Below are 18,540 nucleotides of genomic sequence, written 5' to 3'. Positions count from 1 at the left end.
CATATATGTACGAATACGAGTTACCCAATGCTTGTCTAAAGTTGCTGCGTGACATGTTCCACCTGCAACCCGGCGAGTCTATCGCTATCACCTGCGATACGGAATCCAGTATGGAAATCGTAGAGGCAACCGCGCAGGCAGCCGTTATCCTGGGAGCAAAACCTTTGGTTCTTAAAATTGCTGCTCCGGCAGGCGGAAAAGCAGGCGATAAGGATATGCCGATGGAAGCTCTGATCAACGGAATTAAATCCTGCGACGCGTGGATTGAGTACAACACGAAGTTGATTTTCTACTCCACCGTATACGACAAGGTTATTGAAGATCCGAACAACCGTCCTCGTTACATGAATCAGAATGGCGTGCATCCGGAGCTGTTGGTTCGTAACATCGGCAAGGTTGACAACATCATGCTGAATAAGTTCATCATGGCGATGACCGAGTACACCAAAAACGGCAAACATATGCGCGTGACCGCTCCTAACGGCATGGATATCGAATTTGATAACGAGCCTGGAAGAGAGTATCTGGTAGCAGATGGCTTTGTAGGCAAAAACGAAATCAAGATGTTCCCTGGACAGATTGCTTGGGCTCCGAGATTCGAGACGATCAATGGCACCATTATCGTAGATGGAACCCTGTCTCCGCCTCTTGGCGCAGTAAAGAGCCCGGTAAAATTCACGATCGAAAAAGGCGAGATCGTGAAGATCGAAGGTGGACCGGATGCTCAGGCGTTTGAAGAGTGGCTTCGTTCCTTCAATGATCCGCAGATGTTCCGTGTAGCGCATCTGGCTTACGGCTTTGGACCTAACGCAAAACTTTCCGGCGATATCGTGGAAGACGAGCGTGTTTGGGGCTGCACCGAGTGGGGCTTCGGTAATGTAGGCGGCTGCTTGGTATCCGATATTGGCGAGCAGGGAATCCCTGGCGCCTGCCATTCGGATGGTATCTGCTTGAACTGCAGCGTATGGATCGATGGCGTACAGGTTCTGGATAAGGGCGTTGTAGTAGGACCTACGCCGGAAATCGTACAGTATGCAAGAGATCTGGGCAAGTAATACATTAGGTAATACATCATTATAGACCGATGGGGGGAAGGAGCTTGTTTTTCCAGAAGGAAACCTGGGGATACGAATCCTTCCCCTGATTTTTATGATAGGAAAGCGCGAGAATCTCGCAGAGAAAATTTTTTCTTAAAATGTGGGAACCTTGGAGTAGAAAACTGTGAGAGAAAGGTGTAACGCTTGGAAGTAAATGATTTTTTGAAGTTGCCGTCTTTAGGACAGAGTTGTATTACGGCGGGGCATGGTGGTATTTTTAATAATATTAAAAAGATTGAGGTAACCGAAGAGCCTTACCCGGCGATTCGTGATTTCCTTGTTCCGGGGAGTTTCTTTCTGACAACCTTTTGGAGCATGCGAAACGATAAAGAAAACCGGATACAGATGGTTCGGGAAATGATAGAGTGCCGCTGCGCAGGATTGGGAATCATGCCTGCGCCAAATCTGGGAGGCGTGATTGACGAGGAAATTTTGGAGCTGGGAAACCGGTATGAGTTTCCAATTGTCTATATTCCGGAAGGTACTGGATGGGGAAATATTATTTCAGAATATGGGCTTTTAGCACACAATCTTTTTTCGAGCGGGACAAATCAGCAGCTGCCGGATGTCTTGAATATTTTCACGGAATTCCAGGAAGACGAGAATATCGAGAATTTCCGTCGGAAAGTAAGCGGTTTGTTGCAAGTGCCTCTGATTGTCAGTACAGATACCGTTTATAGCGGTGATTTGCCAGACGTGACCGTGGCGATGATCATGGCAAAGGTTCAGTCTGTATGTCAAGAAAATGTGCGATCTTTTGCTTCTCCAATTACAATTCGTATTGACGATACTCATTCCATAGTCGTGCATTTTGGAAAGAAGGCGTTGGTTATCGCCTATACGGTTAGCCGGCTTTTGGACAGTTCGGCTTTTCAGCTATTCTATAAAATTGCTCCGGCAATGGCGAAGACGCTGGACCGGTATTGTACGAATCCATATAGTATTCGTGGAAAACACTTTACTGGCGACCTGGGGGATAAGCCTATGTATTGCGTGTTGATGAAGAAAAAGGATTTTCGGGATATTGAACGGGAGTTGGGAGGTCCCTATATTATATATGAAAGAAACGACTATTTGAATTATTGTATTATACTGATTCCCGACGAAGTTCATAAAACCTGCGAGGTGTATCCCGTTTATCGAGAAATGATGGATAAAATCAAACCAGAGCTTTTTGTCTTTTCCCAAGTCAGTATGGAAAAGAGAAATTTGATCAGTAAACTGGAATCCATCAAATATATGGTCAGCACGTTGGCTTATCTGGAAGGAATGTATTCGGTGGATGAGCTTCCGCTTCTCTACCTTTTATCTTATGCGCCTTTGGAATACCGACGGCAACTGTTTGGAGAGACGGGAATGCGTTCCCTTCAGGAAGAAGATAGGAGCTTTCTGGAGACGCTGCGCATGTACATTTTACTACGAAACATTGTCGATGTAGGAAATATTCAAGGAATTCATCCAAATTCCGTGAAATACCGGCTGAAAAAAATGTTAACCCGATTTGGATATCGAGAAGAAGATGTGCTGGGAGATCTTTCCTATATCGAACTGTTGATGCAGCTGGAATTTATGACAATTGAAAAATAGAAAGATCCAGGAGGAGAGTGTATGAGTCAAAAACAAGAACTGCATGCAATGGTGGAAGCACGCCAGGAAGAGATGGCTGCAGATCTGATGGAGATGAGCCGGATTCCTGCAGTGAATCCCCGGATGAATGGAAAAGGGGAATATGCTAGAATGCAGTGGATTCAGGCATATTTGGAGAAATATGGAATCCCTTATGACGTGATCAGCGTTCCGGACGAGGCCGCTCCGGAAGGAGTTCGGTTGAATTTGACCGTGAAGCTGCCGGGAACGGAGGATACGGAAAGAACTCTTTGGCTGATCGGGCATGTGGATACGGTAAATTCCGGGGACTTGGAAAATTGGAATACCGATCCTTTTTCACCGGAGCGGATCGGTGGACGAATTTATGGACTTGGCGTGGAGGACAATAGTCAGGCAGTCATTACCGCGTTACATACCTGCCGGCTTGTAGTAGAAAATAAAATTCAGGCAAAATGTAATCTGGGCTTTATCTTTGCCAGCGATGAGGAAACCGGTAGCGCTTACGGCCTTCATGCTCTCTTGGACCATGGAGTTTTTTCTCCCAAGGATGAGGCCATTGTACCGGATGCCGGAAGTGCGGACGGTTCTTTTGTGGAAATCGCTGAAAAATCACAGGTTTGGTTGAAGTTTACTGTTACGGGGAAACAGGCGCATGCTTCGATGCCACAGTTGGGCGTCAATGCCACTTCGGCCGCGATGCACCTGGGCGTAGAAATCGAAGATATGCTGAAGCGGGAATTCGCGGAAGAAGATCCGCTCTTTAACCCGCCTTATTCTACCTTTGAGCTGACTCAGAAATTTGCCAATGTAGATAGCCCCAATGTGCTGCCGGGAAAAGATATTTTTGTTATGGATCTGCGGATTCTTCCTTGCTATACCGTCGATCAGGTTATGGATCGGATTCATGCAGTTATCGAGAAATATGAAAAGGAGCGGGAAGGAATTCAGATTCAGGTGGAATTTATTACCCGTGTGGATGCTCCAGACCCGACTCCGTCAGATTCCGACATCGTAACTCGTCTGGTTGCCTCGATCCGTGAAAGTGGCGTTGACGCTTATTACGGTGGAATCGGCGGAGGTACCTGCGGTGCAATTTTGCGGGCGCACCATATTCCAGCGGCCGTGTGGTCGACACTGGATGAATTGGCGCATCAGCCTAATGAATATGTCGTGGTGGAAAACCTGGTGAAGGATACCAAAGTCTATATCTCTACGATCTTAAAATACTGCTGACCTTAGCTAATGACGGAGGATATAGCCTGAATGTGCAAATATATCATAAAACGATTGCTATTAGGAATTTTTGTTTTGTTAGGGACATCGATTCTAATTTTTACCATTGCCCGGGTCGTGCCCGGAGACGTAGCGACCATCGCCCTGGGAAGCCGTGCGTCGGAGGCAGCGAAAGAGACGCTGCGCCAGGAGATGAACCTTTATGACCCGCTGCCGGTACAGTACGTGAAGTGGCTGGGCCGTGTAGTCCAGGGGGACTTTGGAAACTCCTTTATCACCAAGCGCGCCGTAGTGGATGATGTCGTTCAGTTTTTCCCCGCTACGTTGGAATTGATCTTATTGACTGGCGTTTTCATCGTGGGAGGCTCTTTTATATTGGGAATCCTTGCGGCAAAGCACAAGAATACCTGGATCGATGGAATCATCCGGATATTTTCCTACATAGGCGTGGCGCTTCCCGCATTCGTAGTGGGAGTGCTGCTGCTGCTCTTGTTCGGATATGTGGTGCCGGTGATCCCGGTGTTAGGGCGCTTAAGCAGCAGTATGGCGCCGCCGACGCATATCACAGGACTCTTTGTGTTGGACGGTCTGCTGACAGGCCAGTTTTCCGTGGCATGGGATGCCTTTCTGCATCTGCTGCTGCCGGCGCTGTCGCTTGCGATCGGGCCGATCGTACAGGATGCGCGTGTGCTGCGTTCGTCGATGGTAGACAACTCGACGAGAGAATACATGGCGGTATCCACGGGCCATGGACTGCCGGGAGGGGTATTGACCAAGAAATATCTGCTGCGTCCGTCGGCGACGTCGGCAGTAACGGTAATCGGAATGGACTTTGCGTCGCTGCTTGGAAATGCGTTTCTGGTAGAAAAGATCTTTAACTGGCCGGGGATTTCGAGATACGGAATCAACGCGATGTTAAACAAAGACTTAAACGCAATCTGTGCGGTAGTGTTGATCATAGGGGTGCTCTTCTTTATCGTAAATCTGGCGGTAGACCTGATCATAGCGGCCCTGGATCCCCGCATGAGAATAGGAGGCAAATAGTGGAAAAGACTTCAGAAACGAAAAAGAAGAAGGGCCTGCTGTCTCCCTCGACGAAAGAGAACTTAAAGATCTATCGATATAAATTCACAAGAAACAAGCTGTCGGTATTCGGATTGATCCTGGTGCTGGTATCGATCTTCTTCGCGGTATTTGCGGAGGTGATAGCGCCGTACCCGGAAAGCATAGGAAGCTTTGTGGACTATGCGAACGCAAGCCTGGCGCCGAGTATGGAGCATTTCTTCGGAACGGACCAGATGGGAAGAGACGTATTCTCGAGAGTGCTGTACGGATTCCGAGGAGCGCTGATCATGAGCGTGGTGGTGTTAGCGATCTCGGTGCCGGTGGGAACGATTTTGGGACTGATCGCAGGATATTACCATGGAACGAAGATCGACGCGGTGATCATGCGGATATCGGATATCTTCTTATCGGTGCCGTCGCTGATCCTTGCGCTTTGTATCGCATCGATCCTAAAGCCGAACATGATGAACTCGATGCTTGCGGTAACGATCATGTGGTGGCCGTGGTATACGAGACTGGTGTATGGAAACGCGTCGTCGATCTCAGAGGAATACTTTGTGAAGAACGCGGAGATGATAGGAGCGTCGAAAGCGCACATCCTGTTTAAAGAGATCCTGCCGAACTGCCTGTCGCCGATCTTCACGAAGATGGCGTTAGACGTAGGGTGGGTAATCCTGATGGGAGCGTCGTTAAGCTTCGTAGGATTAGGAGAGCAGCCGCCGACGCCGGCGTTTGGGCAGATGATCTCAGACGGAGCGTCGCTGATGCCGGACGTATGGTGGATGACGATCTTCCCGGCAGCGGGAGTAGCGTTTGTAATCCTGGGATTCAACTTCTTAGGAGACGGAATCCGTGACATGTTTGATAAAGGAGGGCACTAAGATGGCGGAAAGAGTACTGAGCATCGAAGACCTCTCCATCTGGTATAAGACATACCGAGGGTATTCGCAGGTAGTGGACCACATCAACCTGCACGTAAACCAGGCGGAAAAAGTGGGACTGGTAGGAGAATCGGGATGCGGGAAGACGACCACGATGAAAACGATCATGGGAGTACTGGCGAAAGACCTGATCCATGTGCCAAACGGAAAGATCCTGTTCCACGGAAAAGACACGCTGACGATGAGTAAAGATGAGATCCTGGAGCTGAGGAGAAAAGGAGTATCGATGATCTCGCAGTCGCCGATGTCGGCGTTAAACCCGGTGTTTACGGTAGGAAAGCAGCTGACGGATATCATCAAGTATTCGGGGCAGTATCCAGGCGCAGACAAAAAGAAGTTAGAAGAAGTAGCGAAAGAAGCGATCACAAACGTAATGCTGTCGGATCCGGAGAGAATCCTTGGAAGCTACCCGCACCAGCTGTCAGGTGGAATGAGACAGAGAATCTGTATCGCATCGGCGATGGTGACGACGAAGGACCTTTTAATCGCAGATGAACCGACGACAGCGCTGGACGTAACGATCCAGGACCAGATCCTATCGATGCTGCACGAGCTGGTAGAAGAAAAGATCGCTGATCATGATCACGCACTCGTTAGGAGTAGCGAGACAGCTGGTAGACCGAATCTATATCATGTACGGAGGAAACATCATCGAGACATGCCGGACGCAGGATCTGTTCGACAATGCGTGCCATCCGTATACGCAGGGATTGTTAAGCTGCGCGCCGAGGTTATCGGGAGGAGGGCTGTCGGCAGGAATCTACGGATATGTGCCGGACTATGTGAACCCGCCGAAAGGATGCCGATTCTGTCCAAGATGCCCGCATGCGATGGATATCTGCCGAGAAGAGAGACCAGGAATGGTAGAGGTGTCGCCGGAGCATGAGGTAGCGTGCTTCCGATATGGAGAGAAGGCAGCGGAAGGAAGCGGAAAGAGGCCGGAAGAGCAGGAAGGAAAGGCAGAGGAAGAGAGAAAGGAAGGGGGTGAAGGGGATGAGTAAAGAGATCCTGGTGGCAAAAGACCTGAAGCAGTACTTTGCGGTAGGAAAAGACCGGTATGTAAGAGCGGTAGACGGAGTGAACTTTACGATCTCGGAAGGAGAAGTGATGGGCCTTGTGGGAGAGTCCGGATCCGGGAAGAGCACGATTGCATACACGGTAATGGGAATGTACCAGCAGACGGACGGAGAGCTGATCTTCAACGGAGAGACGATCACGAAGAAGACGAAAGGAAGAAGCAAGGAGTTCCGCAGGAACGCACAGATCGTATTCCAGGACCCGGGCTCATCGTTAAACCCCTATCAGGATGTAAAGCAGATCTTAAGCCTGCCGCTGAAGGTGCACAACATCGTGCCGAAGAATGAGATAGAAGACAAGATCTTAGAGATCCTGGAGATGGTAGAGCTGCCGCCGGAGTTTATGTATAAGTCGCCGAACTCAATCGGAGGAGGAGAGAGGCAGCTGGTATCGATCGCGAGAGCGCTGTGCAGCGACCCGAAGTTTATCATCCTGGATGAGCCGACGTCGTCGCTGGACGTATCGATCCAGGCGAAGATCCTGAACATGCTGATGAAGCTTCATGATGAGAGGAAGCTGACATATATGTTCATCACGCATGACATGGGAGTGATGAGGAACGTATCGACGAAGATAGCGATCATGTACTTAGGGAAGATATGCGAGATAGCGCCGACGAAGGTATTTTATGAGAAGCCGCTGCACCCGTACACGCAGATGCTGTTATCGGCGATCCCTGTGATCACGCCGGAGGAAGAGGCGATGAAGCCGAAGAAGATCAAGTGCGAGGGAGAGATCCCGTCGCCGGTGAATCTGCCGAGCGGATGCAGCTTCCATACGAGGTGTTCGTGCAAGAAGGAGATCTGTATGAAGGAAGATCCGGTGATGAGGGAAGTGGAGCCGGGGCACTTTGTACGGTGTCATCTCTTTGACGAGACATAAAAATAAATTGAAAAGGAAAAGTTTAAAAATACCGTCTCTGGTTTCAGAGGCGGTATTTTATTAGGAGAGAGTATCAAAAAGGTGAGAGAAGGGTTGTTGCGAAAAGGTCTTCTGCAACGGCCTCTTCCTGTGCTATAATGGGGAGGCGCAGGTGGAAAGCGTGGATGATACGAAGGGGAGATTTGGATGAAAACAGATATGACAGTCGGGCGGGAGTGGAAGACGATCGTTGCCTTCTCCCTGCCGATGATGGGAGCTAGTCTATTGCAGGTGCTCTATAATCTGGTGGACAGTATGATTGTGGCGAACTTTGTCAGCGCTGCGGCCATGGGAGCCATTGGTTTGACCAGCGCCATGACTTGGCTTCTGGTGACGGTTTGCACGGGACTTGGCTCTGGGACCAGCATTGCGGTATCCCAGTATTTTGGGGCAAAAAAAGAAAAGGAGATCAAAGAAGTCATTGCAGCAGCCTTCTTGATGGCATTTTTCCTGAGCCTGCTGATTACTTTGATTTGCTTTTTGATTGCCAAGCCTTTAGTCTGGGGTTTTCTTCAGACGCCGGAGGAAATGCGCGGCGACAGCGTGACTTACTATCGGATCTACAGCGCCGGAATTATTTTTCAGCTCCTTTATAATGTGACTTATGGGGTTTTGCGGGCCCATGGTGATTCCAAGGGGGCTTTGATTTTTTTATTGATTTCTTCCATTCTCAATGTAGCGTTGGACTGCCTGTTTGTGATTACCTTTCACTGGGGCGTGGCAGGCGCCGCCATTGCTACGGTGATTGCCCAGGCGGGCTCTGCGGTTGCCAGTATGATTTATCTCTGGAGATTGTATCCGGATCTGGTTCCCTCGCGGCGGTATCTTTACGCGTGGAAGCAACGGGCAGGGCTTCTAACTCGTCTAAGCGCACCGATCATTTCCCAGTCGATGGTGAGCGCCCTTGGCTTTATTGTCCTTCAGCGGCTGGTCAATTCCTTTGGTACCCCGAGTATCGAAGGCTATGCGGCGATGCAGCGGATCGAGCAGCTGGCGCATATCCCTTCCAACAGTTTTCACGTAGCGGTTTCCAGTTTTGTGGGGCAAAATATCGGAGCAAGGAAACTGGAACGGGCCAAAAAGGGATATCGTTCTACGGTACGGATGGGGGCGCTGATCAGCATATCCATAGCAGTTCTTGTTCTTTTCCTGGATAGCACGCTGCTGGGGATGTTTCATATCGCGGGGGAATCCATGCGCCGTGGAAAAGAGCATCTGGATCTTCTGATGATTTTTATCTGGTCCAATACGATCATGAATATTACCTGCGGCTTTTTGCAGGGGGCTGGAGATGTGAAGATACCGGCGGTCTCCGGTTTTGTCAATCTGGGCGTTCGTCTAGCTTTATCCTATTTGTTGGCTGGGACAGCCGTAGGGTTCCGCTGCGTTTACGTCAGTATGCCGCCGGCGTGGATTTCAGCTTGCCTGCTGGTGGTATTCCGGTATCGAAGCGGAAAATGGAAAAATTACCGGATTACCTGAGAAAAAAATTTGACAAAATTCAGTTTGTATGGACAAAAAGAAAAACTGCCGGAACCCTCTCAGTTTAAAGGGTGCAGGCAGTTTTTGTATTTTATTTATGATACAGCTTTTTGGTCTGATGCTTTGCTTCGCAGGTCAGCCGAATGCCTAATTTGCGAAGGGTATTTTTGTCCACCTGGGACAGAATTACGGTGGAATGGGCCTCGCAGTCCCGCAGGTTCTGCAACTGTTCGATTGCTTTTTTTGCCTGGGAATCCGAGGCGGCGCAGATGGAAAGAGCGATCAATACCTCGTCGGTATGTAGGCGGGGATTGTGATTTCCCAAATGGTGGATTTTTAAATTCTGGATAGGCTCGATAACTTCCGGGGACATCAAGAGCGCCTCGTCGTCGATATTTCCCAGTTTTTTCAGCGCATTGAGGAGCATGGCCGAAGCCGGACCCAGCAGGGAGGATGTTTTTCCTGTCACGATCGTTCCGTCTGGAAGTTCCAGAGCCATAGCAGGCGCGCCGGTTTGTTCCTCTTTGGCGAGGGCCGCGCCGATGACGGGACGGTCTGTATCGGTAACGCCGGCCTGCTGCTTTAGCAGCTCGATTTTATAGACGGCCTCGTCGGATCCTGTCCCCATCCGCTTTTCACAGAGCGCTTCATAATAGCGCCGGATGATTTCATCCTTGGCGGCCTGCTGCACGACGGCGTCGTCAAAGATACAGCTTCCGGCCACATTGACGCCCATATCGGTCGGGGATTTATAGGGAGAGGAACCGTAAATCCGCGTGAACATGGCGTTTAGAACCGGGAAAATCTCCACGTCCCGGTTATAATTTACGGCAGTTTCCTGATAAGCTTCCAAGTGGAATGGGTCTAACATATTGACATCGTTAAGGTCGGCGGTGGCTGCTTCGTAAGCCAAGTTGACCGGGTGTTTTAAAGGCAGATTCCAGACCGGGAAGGTTTCAAATTTTGCATAGCCGGCTTTGATCCCCCTTTTGTGCTCGTGATAAAGCTGGGAGAGGCAGGTGGCCATCTTTCCGCTGCCGGGACCGGGAGCGGTGATGACGACCAGAGAACGGCTGGTTTCGATGTAGTCATTTTTTCCGTAGCCTTCGTCGCTGACGATTTTTTGAATATCGGAAGGGTAGCCTTCGATTGGATAGTGACGGTAGACGCGGACCCCAAGAGATTCCAGTTTCGTCTGGAATGCGCCGGCGGCAGCCTGTCCTGCATAGCGGGTCAGGACGACGCTTCCCACATAAAGGCCGTTGCCGCGGAATGCGTCGATGAGCCGCAGTACATCCAAATCGTAGGTGATACCAAGATCTCCCCGGACTTTATTTTTTTCGATATCGCCGGAATTGATGACGATCACGATTTCCGCTTGATCTTTTAACTGAAGCAGCATTCGGATTTTACTATCGGGTTCAAAGCCGGGCAGTACCCGTGACGCGTGGTAATCGTCAAACAACTTGCCTCCGAATTCCAGGTACAGTTTTCCTCCGAACGTTTCGATTCGTTCACGAATCAGTTTGGATTGGGTCTTTAGGTATTTTTCATTGTCAAATCCGATTTGCTTCATCTGTTTGTCCTCTCCAACACAAAAGCTTTCAAAAATGTCCGTAGCGGAGCGTTTCTGAAAGCACAAAGTGGTTCTCCTTATTGATATCATAGGAGAAACGGAAGGATTCGTCAAGGGTGAAAGAGCTGTTTTCAAAATTTTTTATCTTGTTTATTTCACATCAAATTCCGCCGCCAAATAATGAGGCGTTCCGTCTTTTGATTCCATTTCTAATATCACACGGTAGAGCCCAGTTTCCAAGCGGGTACCATAATAAGCATATTTTTGAACGATGCTGCCTTCTAAACCAGAGCTTTCCTCTCCGCCTAGTGCAAACTCCAGGTTGTTAAAGGGGAAATTATCTTGCAAATACTCCAAACGATACCACTGTCCGTCTATGCAGCGCTCCAGGTACTCAAAATCGGTTTTAAGGGAATAGACTTCTTTGGAATCCGCCGTAACGGCCCAGCGAATGGTATAGCCTTTAAAGGGAGACCAGGAAGGCTTTTCTATCGTCAGTTCAAAACCGTCAATCTGATTAACCGGATAAGAAACCGGTTCACCAAGCGTCGGGTACTCTGCCGTGACCTGTAAGGTCAGCCATACGCCGCTGGCGCAAAGAGCAATAAAAATAAGTAGAATAACCCATCCGCGATATCGTTTCATAAAAGTTCTCCTTTTCAACTAGAATTCTAAATAACCCGGCCGCTTCAAGCTTCCTTCCGGAAAGGTATATTCCGGCGTGCGAAATGGATAGGTGATCTGCTCCGCGTCATACCAGGGATTTTCTTCGGAGGATGGATTTTTTACAATGTGAAACTGTTGAGCGGGCATATATCCCTGGGCCAAAAGAAATGCTTTATGACCGTTTTCATCTTCACAGACATCCGCCACCATCATCACATGGCCGGGGCTTCCCCCTTTGAGAAAGAGATCTCCAATCTGAATCTCCGAAGGCTCGATAGGCTGCGATTCCTCATCCATGGAAAGCGTGCTGGAATAGGCGAACAGCAAGTACAGATAGTTTTCAAAGGTCTCGTCGGAATCGTCGTAACCAGCGGTGTATTTCCAGCTGGCTTTGTCATTTTTCATTTTGATTCGGCCGCCGTCCCGGTAAGTGGGATAGTCGAAGAGAAAGCCGTCCACAAAGTGGAAGCGGATTCGCTCCGGTTGATCCGTTTGACGGAAATATTCGGCGTAGATGCGCATCACAGAATCTGCGCACTGTTGAAGATCTGCCGAGGAGATAACGTCCATATCAAAGACGGCGGCTTTTGCGCTTTGGTTGGATTTTTCCGTTCCGTCGTAGAGCAGCACCGGGGAGCCGTCCGCAAGCAGAGGATAATTTCGAACAAAGTCTCCAAAGGAACCAGGCTCTGCCGGAATCCGGGAAAAACCTTCCGGTGGGAGAATGCGCGTTTGAAGAGTGGCGCCTTCTGGAATCATGAGGGAGGCGTTTTTTTCCTCCTTAGGAGCGGCTGATACAGCGGGCAGGCTGTCCTGCGGAGCAGGAATGGTCCGGCTTTCTTCAGCGGCTGTACTCTCCGCAGACGGTGCGTTCTCACTGGCGTCTATCGCTGTTTTTTTGCATCCAGAAAGAAGGAGAAGGACAGACAAAAGAAGGAGATATATTTTGAGGTTCTTTCGTGTATCATTCCGGACGGTTTTCGCGGCGGCAAATCGAATTCGCTTCATAAAGATTCTCCGTTTCTAAGAGCCTTTGTTAATTGAAGGTATGAGTATTTAAAACCAGTATAGCACGTCTTGATTGGAATGAAAATAGGAAAAGGAAAGCCAGAGGCCAGGCTGGAAAAGTGTTGCTTTTCTGCCGGAAACGTAATAAAATGGCACTGTGCGGAATTTTTGCCGCAGGAAGAATGGAAAGAATTCCGAGGGAGGAGCGGAAAATGAAAGATTATAAGATTGCAGTGATTGCTGGCGACGGCATTGGCCCGGAAGTATTGGCGGAGGGAATCAAGATATTAAAAACCGTCGCCAAGTTGGATGGAGGATTTTCCCTGGAATTTACTTACTTTCCCTGGGGCTGTGAATATTATCTGAAGGAAGGGCGTATGATGCCCGAAAATGGCCTGGAACTTTTGCAGCACTTTGACGCTATTTATCTGGGTGCGGTCGGATATCCCGGCGTGCCGGATCATATATCGCTGCGGGATCTGCTTCTGGTGATTCGCAAGGGCTTTGACGAGTATGTGAATGTTCGTCCTGTGAAGCTGTTAAAGGGCGCCCCTTGTCCTCTGGCCGGAATCAAGCGGGAAGAGATCGATATGGTGGTGATTCGGGAAAACAGCGAAGGTGAGTATGCGGGCGAAGGATCCTGGGTTCATAAAGGAACGCCAGAAGAGACTGTGTGCCAGACCGGTGTATTTACGAGAAAAGGCTGCGAGCGGATCATGCGCTATGCCTTTGAACTGGCGAAAAAAGACGGACGTTCTGTGACCAGCATCAGTAAAGCCAATGCTTTGAACTATTCGATGGTATTCTGGGATCAGATCTTTCATGAGATCAGCCAGGAATATCCGGAGGTGGAGACCCATGAATATCTGGTGGATGCCGCCGCCTGCCATTTCGTCCGTGATCCCGGACGGTTCCAGGTGGTTGTGACGTCGAACCTTTTCGGCGATATTTTGACGGATCTGGGCGCTGCCATTGCCGGAGGCATGGGCCTTGCGGCGGGAGCCAATTTAAACCCGGAGCGCACGTTCCCGTCCATGTTTGAGCCGATTCACGGATCGGCCCCGGATATTGCGGGTACGGGAAAAGCCAATCCTATGGCGACGATTTGGTCCGCCAGCCAGATGTTGGATTTCTTTGGGTATGAAAATTATGGAAAGCTTTTGATCGAAGCCATCGAGGACGTTTTGATCGAGGGAACGACCCTTTCCCCGGAACTGGGCGGCACGGCTACCACACGGGAAGTCGGCGACGCGGTAAAGGAAAAATTAGAAGCACGCATTTTGGGATGATTTACGAGGGGGAGAAATATGGCGTTTACCCATCTGCATGTACATACGGAATATAGTTTGCTGGATGGTTCTTGTAAAATCAAGGAGTTGGTGGGCCGTGCGAAGGATCTTGGCATGGACAGTATGGCGATTACCGATCACGGCGTGATGTACGGCGTGATTGATTTTTACAAGGCGGCGAAGGCGGCGGGGATTAAGCCGATTTTAGGCTGTGAAGTGTATGTGGCTCCTGGCTCCCGTTTGGATCGGGAGGTCGGTGACAATGAGGAGAAATATTATCATTTGGTGCTGCTGGCGGAGAACAAGAAGGGATACAGCAATTTGATGAAGCTGGTTTCCATGGGGTTTGTCGACGGTTATTATTACCGGCCGCGGGTGGATATGGAAATTTTGGAGCAGTACCATGAAGGTTTGATTGCGCTCAGCGCCTGTTTGGCTGGAGAAGTGGCCAGAAATCTGGAAAAGGGGTTTTATGAGGAGGCCGTAGCAGCGGCAAAACGCCATGAAAAGATCTTTGGAAAAGGAAATTACTTTTTGGAGCTTCAAGACCATGGAATCCCATCCCAGCAGACCGTAAACGCGGGGCTGCTGCGGATGAGCGAGGAGCTTCAGATCCCTTTGGTGGCTACCAACGACGTCCACTATATCTATGCGGAGGATGTGGAGCCCCACGATATTTTGCTTTGTATCCAGACGGGGAAAAAGGTCAGCGACGAGAACCGGATGCGCTACGAAGGAGGACAGTATTACTGCAAATCCGAGGAAGAGATGCGGGCTCTGTTTCCTTATGCGGCCCAGGCTATCGAGAATACCCATCGGATTGCCGAGCGGTGTAATGTGGAAATCGAGTTTGGCGTGACGAAACTGCCAAAGTATGAAGTGCCGGAAGGCTATGATTCCTGGGAATATTTGAATAAGCTTTGTTTGGATGGCCTGATGAAGCGTTATCCCAATGATACGGGAGAGCTAAAGGAACGTTTGGATTATGAACTGGGCGTCATTCAGAAGATGGGGTATGTGGATTACTTCCTGATTGTCTGGGATTTCATCCATTTTGCCAGGGAACATGGCATTGCCGTTGGACCGGGGCGAGGTTCTGCAGCTGGCAGTATCGTTTCTTACTGCCTTGAGATCACGAATATTGATCCGATCCGATACAATCTTCTGTTTGAGCGTTTTTTGAATCCGGAGCGGGTGAGTATGCCGGATATCGACGTGGATTTCTGCTTTGAACGGCGGCAGGAAGTAATCGACTACGTAATTGAGAAGTATGGAAAAGACCGGGTGGTTCAGATCGTAACCTTTGGTACCATGGCGGCCCGCGGCGTAATTCGGGATGTGGGCAGGGTGATGGATCTTCCCTACGCCCTTTGCGATCAGGTGGCAAAGATGGTGCCCCAGGAACTCAATATTACGATTGAGCAGGCTTTGAAGAAAAGTTCGGATTTGCGAAAGCTTTACCAGGAGGATGAACGGGTTCACAAGCTGATCGACATGTCCCTTCGCTTGGAGGGATTGCCGAGACATACCTCCATGCACGCGGCGGGAGTAGTGATCTGTCAGGAACCAGCGGTGGAATATGTTCCTCTATCCCGCGCTTCGGACGGCCAGTTGACGACGCAGTTTACGATGACGACTTTAGAGGAATTGGGTCTTTTAAAGATGGACTTTCTGGGACTGCGGACGCTGACGGTCATTCAGAATGCGGTTCGCCTGTTGGAAAAAAGCAGAGGGTTTCATTTGGATGTAGACCGTATCGACTATGATGATAAAAAGGTATTTGCCGCGATCTGTACCGGGAAAAACGAGGGCGTGTTCCAGCTGGAAAGCGGCGGTATGAAGAGCTTTATGAAGGAGCTCAAGCCGGAAAACCTGGAAGATATGATTGCGGGAATTTCTCTGTATCGGCCAGGTCCGATGGATTTTATTCCTCTTTATATTAAGGGCAAGTCCAATCCCAGAGCGATCCGCTACCATTGCCCGGAGTTGGAGCCTATCTTGAAAGCGACTTACGGCTGTATCGTCTATCAGGAGCAGGTGATGCAGATCGTGCGTGATCTGGGTGGATATACCCTGGGCCGCAGCGACCTAGTGCGACGGGCGATGAGTAAGAAAAAAGAAGAGGTCATGAAAAAGGAACGCCAGAATTTCGTCTATGGCAATCCGGAAGAGGGCGTTCCCGGCTGTGTGGCGCGGGGGATTTCCGCAGAAATCGCCAATCAGATTTTTGACGAGATGACGGACTTTGCAAAATATGCTTTCAATAAGTCTCATGCTGCTGCTTATGCGGTGGTGGCCTATCAGACCGCTTATTTAAAATATTATTATCCAGTGGAATTCATGGCTGCTTTGATGACTTCCGTTATTGACAATGTAAACAAGGTATCGGAGTATATTGAGACCAGCCGCCAGATGGGAATCGGGATTCTGCCGCCGGATATCAACGAGGGAGAGTGGGAATTTTCTGTAACGGACAAACATATCCGCTATGGTCTTTCCGCGATCAAAAGTCTGGGCCGCAGCGTCATTGAAACGATTGTGGCGGAGCGGGACCTGGCGGGGCCTTTTACCACTCTGAAAGACTTGATTGACCGTTTGACCAATAAAGAGATGAATAAGAGAACCATGGAAAGCTTTATCAAATCTGGGGCTCTTGACTGTCTTCCTGGAAATCGGAGGCAGAAAATGATGATTTATGCGGACTTGATGGATCAAAAGAGCAGGGAAAAAAAGGAAAGTATCAGCGGACAGCTTTCTTTGTTCGACCTGATGGGGGAAGAGGACCGGCAGGAATTTGAGGTACAGATGCCGGATGTGCCGGAGTTTACAAAGGGAGAGCTTCTGGCTTTTGAAAAGGAGGTACTCGGCGTGTATATCAGCGGACATCCGCTGGAGGATGTAGCGGAGCGTTGGAAAAGAAATATTACCGCTTCGGCGGCGGATTTTGTCATCGATCCAGAGAGCGGAAAAGCGCAGGTCGACGATGGTCAGATCAAAGTGATCGGCGGACTGATTACAGGAAAAACGCTCAAGACAACAAGGAACAATCAGACCATGGCGTTTATCAGTTTGGAAGATTTGACGGGGTCTTTGGAAGTGATCATTTTTCCCAAAGATTATGAGCGCAACCGGGATCAGTTGATCCCAGAGGCCCGCGTTTTTATTCGCGGACGTGTCTCCATGAGCGATGAGGTAAAGGGAAAGCTGGTCTGCGAAAGAGTGATTCCCTTTGATCCGTGGCCCAGCGAACTTTGGGTCAAATTTGCCGATGAGGAGGCGTTTCGTCAGGGCCGGGGACGGTTATTGAATCTGGTGGGCGGCAAAGGCGTTACCGTATTTTTGGAAGATACGCGAACAGTAAAGCGGGCGCGTCCGTCCGCACCGGAACCTTTTACTGAGGAAGAGTTATATCGGATTGAGACTTTCTTTGGCCGGGAAAATGTGAAGCTGGTAGAAAAAAGCCTTGAAGAAGTTATGAAAATCCGGTAAAATAATAGATTATACGTAAAATTAGGAAAGGCGGAGCGGCGATGGCAAAGAATATCAAAACGATCGGAGTGCTGACCAGCGGAGGCGACGCTCCCGGTATGAATGCGGCGGTCCGGGCGGTGGTGCGAACTGCCATTACCGAGGGCATTCAGGTAAAAGGGATTATGCGAGGGTTTGCCGGCCTGTTGGAAGAAGAAATCAAGGAGATGAATTCTTTCAGTGTAGCGGATATTATCAACCGCGGAGGCACGATCCTCTATACGGCCCGCTGTAAAGCATTTTTGGAAGAAAGCGTACAAAAGCAGGCGGCGGAAATCTGCCGCAAACATGGGATTGACGGTTTGGTAGTAATTGGCGGCGACGGCTCCTTCCGCGGCGCGAGAAGTCTAGCCCGGCTTGGCATCAACACGATTGGGATTCCTGGAACCATTGACCTGGATATTGCCTGTACCGACTATACCATTGGCTTTGATACGGCGATCAATACGGCCATTGATGCGATCGATAAAATCCGGGATACCTCGACTTCCCATGAGCGGGTCAGCATCGTGGAAGTGATGGGACGTCAGGCTGGATATATCGCTCTGTGGAGCGGAATCGCCAGCGGCGCGGAAGAGATTTTGCTGCCGGAATATTATGACCATGACGAACAGAGAATCATTGATACCATTATTGAGCATAGAAAAAAAGGAAAAAGGCATCATATCATTATTAATGCAGAAGGAATCGGTCATTCGGTCAGCATGGCGGCGCGGATTGAGGCGGCGACTGGAATTGAGACCAGAGCGACGATTTTAGGGCATATGCAGCGTGGCGGCCGGCCTTCCTGTAAAGACCGGGTTTATGCCTCCATCATGGGAGCCAAGGCGGTACACTTGCTGAAGGAGGGTAAAAGCGAGCGCATCGTCGCCTATCAGCATGGAGAATTTATTGATTATGACATTGAGGACGCCTTGACCATGGAAAAGAGTCTTCCGGAGGAATATGTGGCGATCAGCCGCGGACTGATTCGATTTTGATGATGCTACCTTCAATTGACAAGGGCATACACGGTCAGAACAGAGTAAATTTTACTTTCTGCATCGTTA

General features: G+C 49.6%; 14 protein-coding genes and 2 pseudogenes. 13 read left to right on the top strand and 3 right to left on the bottom strand.

The genetic code is table 11. The features are described from left to right. Positions 1–5 precede the first annotated feature (5 nt). From ACCC71_RS10105 to ACCC71_RS10060, 10 genes and pseudogenes are all read left to right on the top strand, one after another. Positions 6–1,055, top strand: a complete 1,050-nt coding sequence (locus tag ACCC71_RS10105) for an aminopeptidase (protein ID WP_434309503.1) — start codon at positions 6–8, stop codon at positions 1,053–1,055. A gap of 204 nt (positions 1,056–1,259) precedes the next feature. Next, a complete protein-coding gene (locus tag ACCC71_RS10100; RefSeq protein ID WP_434309502.1) occupies positions 1,260–2,684 on the top strand; it encodes a PucR family transcriptional regulator ligand-binding domain-containing protein in 1,425 nt (474 codons plus the stop codon). A 21-nt stretch (positions 2,685–2,705) separates the two neighbouring features. Continuing rightward, entirely contained in the window at positions 2,706–3,938 is a 1,233-nt protein-coding gene (locus tag ACCC71_RS10095) for a M20 family metallo-hydrolase (RefSeq protein ID WP_434309501.1), read from the top strand. 30 nt (positions 3,939–3,968) lie between these two features. Further along, positions 3,969–4,982 (top strand): ABC transporter permease, encoded by a 1,014-nt coding sequence (locus ACCC71_RS10090; protein WP_434309500.1) that lies wholly within the window; start codon positions 3,969–3,971, stop codon positions 4,980–4,982. Beyond that, positions 4,982–5,884, top strand: a complete 903-nt coding sequence (locus ACCC71_RS10085) for an ABC transporter permease (protein WP_434309499.1) — start codon at positions 4,982–4,984, stop codon at positions 5,882–5,884. The genes ACCC71_RS10090 and ACCC71_RS10085 overlap by 1 nt, the downstream gene beginning before the upstream one ends. A 1-nt stretch (position 5,885) precedes the next feature. Then, a pseudogene (locus tag ACCC71_RS10080) lies at positions 5,886–6,389 on the top strand (ATP-binding cassette domain-containing protein); the annotation flags it as partial. A gap of 133 nt (positions 6,390–6,522) precedes the next feature. Further along, positions 6,523–6,783: pseudogene (locus tag ACCC71_RS10075) on the top strand (oligopeptide/dipeptide ABC transporter ATP-binding protein); the annotation flags it as partial. Between the two features lie 21 nt (positions 6,784–6,804). Continuing rightward, positions 6,805–6,945: a hypothetical protein gene (locus tag ACCC71_RS10070; RefSeq protein ID WP_434311865.1), complete on the top strand. Its 141-nt coding sequence runs from the start codon at positions 6,805–6,807 to the stop codon at positions 6,943–6,945. After that, positions 6,938–7,903, top strand: coding sequence for an ABC transporter ATP-binding protein (locus tag ACCC71_RS10065; RefSeq protein ID WP_434309498.1), 966 nt, complete (start codon positions 6,938–6,940; stop codon positions 7,901–7,903). The genes ACCC71_RS10070 and ACCC71_RS10065 overlap by 8 nt, the downstream gene beginning before the upstream one ends. 186 nt (positions 7,904–8,089) lie before the next feature. Beyond that, positions 8,090–9,424 carry an MATE family efflux transporter gene (locus ACCC71_RS10060; protein ID WP_434309497.1) on the top strand — a complete coding sequence of 445 codons (1,335 nt, stop codon included), beginning with the start codon at positions 8,090–8,092 and terminating at the stop codon, positions 9,422–9,424. A 91-nt stretch (positions 9,425–9,515) separates the two neighbouring features. On the opposite strand, the gene ACCC71_RS10055 is transcribed toward ACCC71_RS10060, so the two are convergent. The 3 genes from ACCC71_RS10055 to ACCC71_RS10045 form a co-directional block, all read right to left on the bottom strand. Continuing rightward, positions 9,516–11,000, bottom strand: a complete 1,485-nt coding sequence (locus tag ACCC71_RS10055; protein ID WP_434309496.1) for a DUF1846 domain-containing protein — start codon at positions 10,998–11,000, stop codon at positions 9,516–9,518. 150 nt (positions 11,001–11,150) lie between these two features. After that, positions 11,151–11,645, bottom strand: a complete 495-nt coding sequence (locus ACCC71_RS10050) for a hypothetical protein (protein WP_434309495.1) — start codon at positions 11,643–11,645, stop codon at positions 11,151–11,153. Positions 11,646–11,663: 18 nt separating this feature from the next. After that, positions 11,664–12,674 carry a DUF4846 domain-containing protein gene (locus tag ACCC71_RS10045; RefSeq protein ID WP_434309494.1) on the bottom strand — a complete coding sequence of 337 codons (1,011 nt, stop codon included), beginning with the start codon at positions 12,672–12,674 and terminating at the stop codon, positions 11,664–11,666. A gap of 212 nt (positions 12,675–12,886) precedes the next feature. On the opposite strand from ACCC71_RS10045, the gene ACCC71_RS10040 reads away from it, so the two are divergent. From ACCC71_RS10040 to pfkA, 3 genes are read left to right on the top strand one after another with little or no spacing between them, the layout of a single operon-like run. Then, the gene (locus tag ACCC71_RS10040; RefSeq protein ID WP_434309493.1) at positions 12,887–13,963 is read left to right on the top strand and encodes a tartrate dehydrogenase; all 1,077 of its coding nucleotides are present in this window, start codon (positions 12,887–12,889) and stop codon (positions 13,961–13,963) included. Between the two features lie 18 nt (positions 13,964–13,981). Beyond that, positions 13,982–17,452 (top strand): DNA polymerase III subunit alpha, encoded by a 3,471-nt coding sequence (locus ACCC71_RS10035; protein WP_434309492.1) that lies wholly within the window; start codon positions 13,982–13,984, stop codon positions 17,450–17,452. A gap of 41 nt (positions 17,453–17,493) precedes the next feature. Continuing rightward, entirely contained in the window at positions 17,494–18,471 is a 978-nt protein-coding gene (gene pfkA, locus ACCC71_RS10030) for a 6-phosphofructokinase (RefSeq protein WP_434309491.1), read from the top strand. Positions 18,472–18,540 lie beyond the last annotated feature (69 nt).

Origin of the sequence: Hominifimenecus sp. rT4P-3 (assembly GCF_051055405.1) — a bacterium.
Classification (GTDB): domain Bacteria; phylum Bacillota; class Clostridia; order Lachnospirales; family Lachnospiraceae; genus Pseudolachnospira.
The sequence above is the reverse complement of the archived record's forward strand: the minus strand, read 5'-3'. Positions and strand labels throughout refer to the sequence as shown.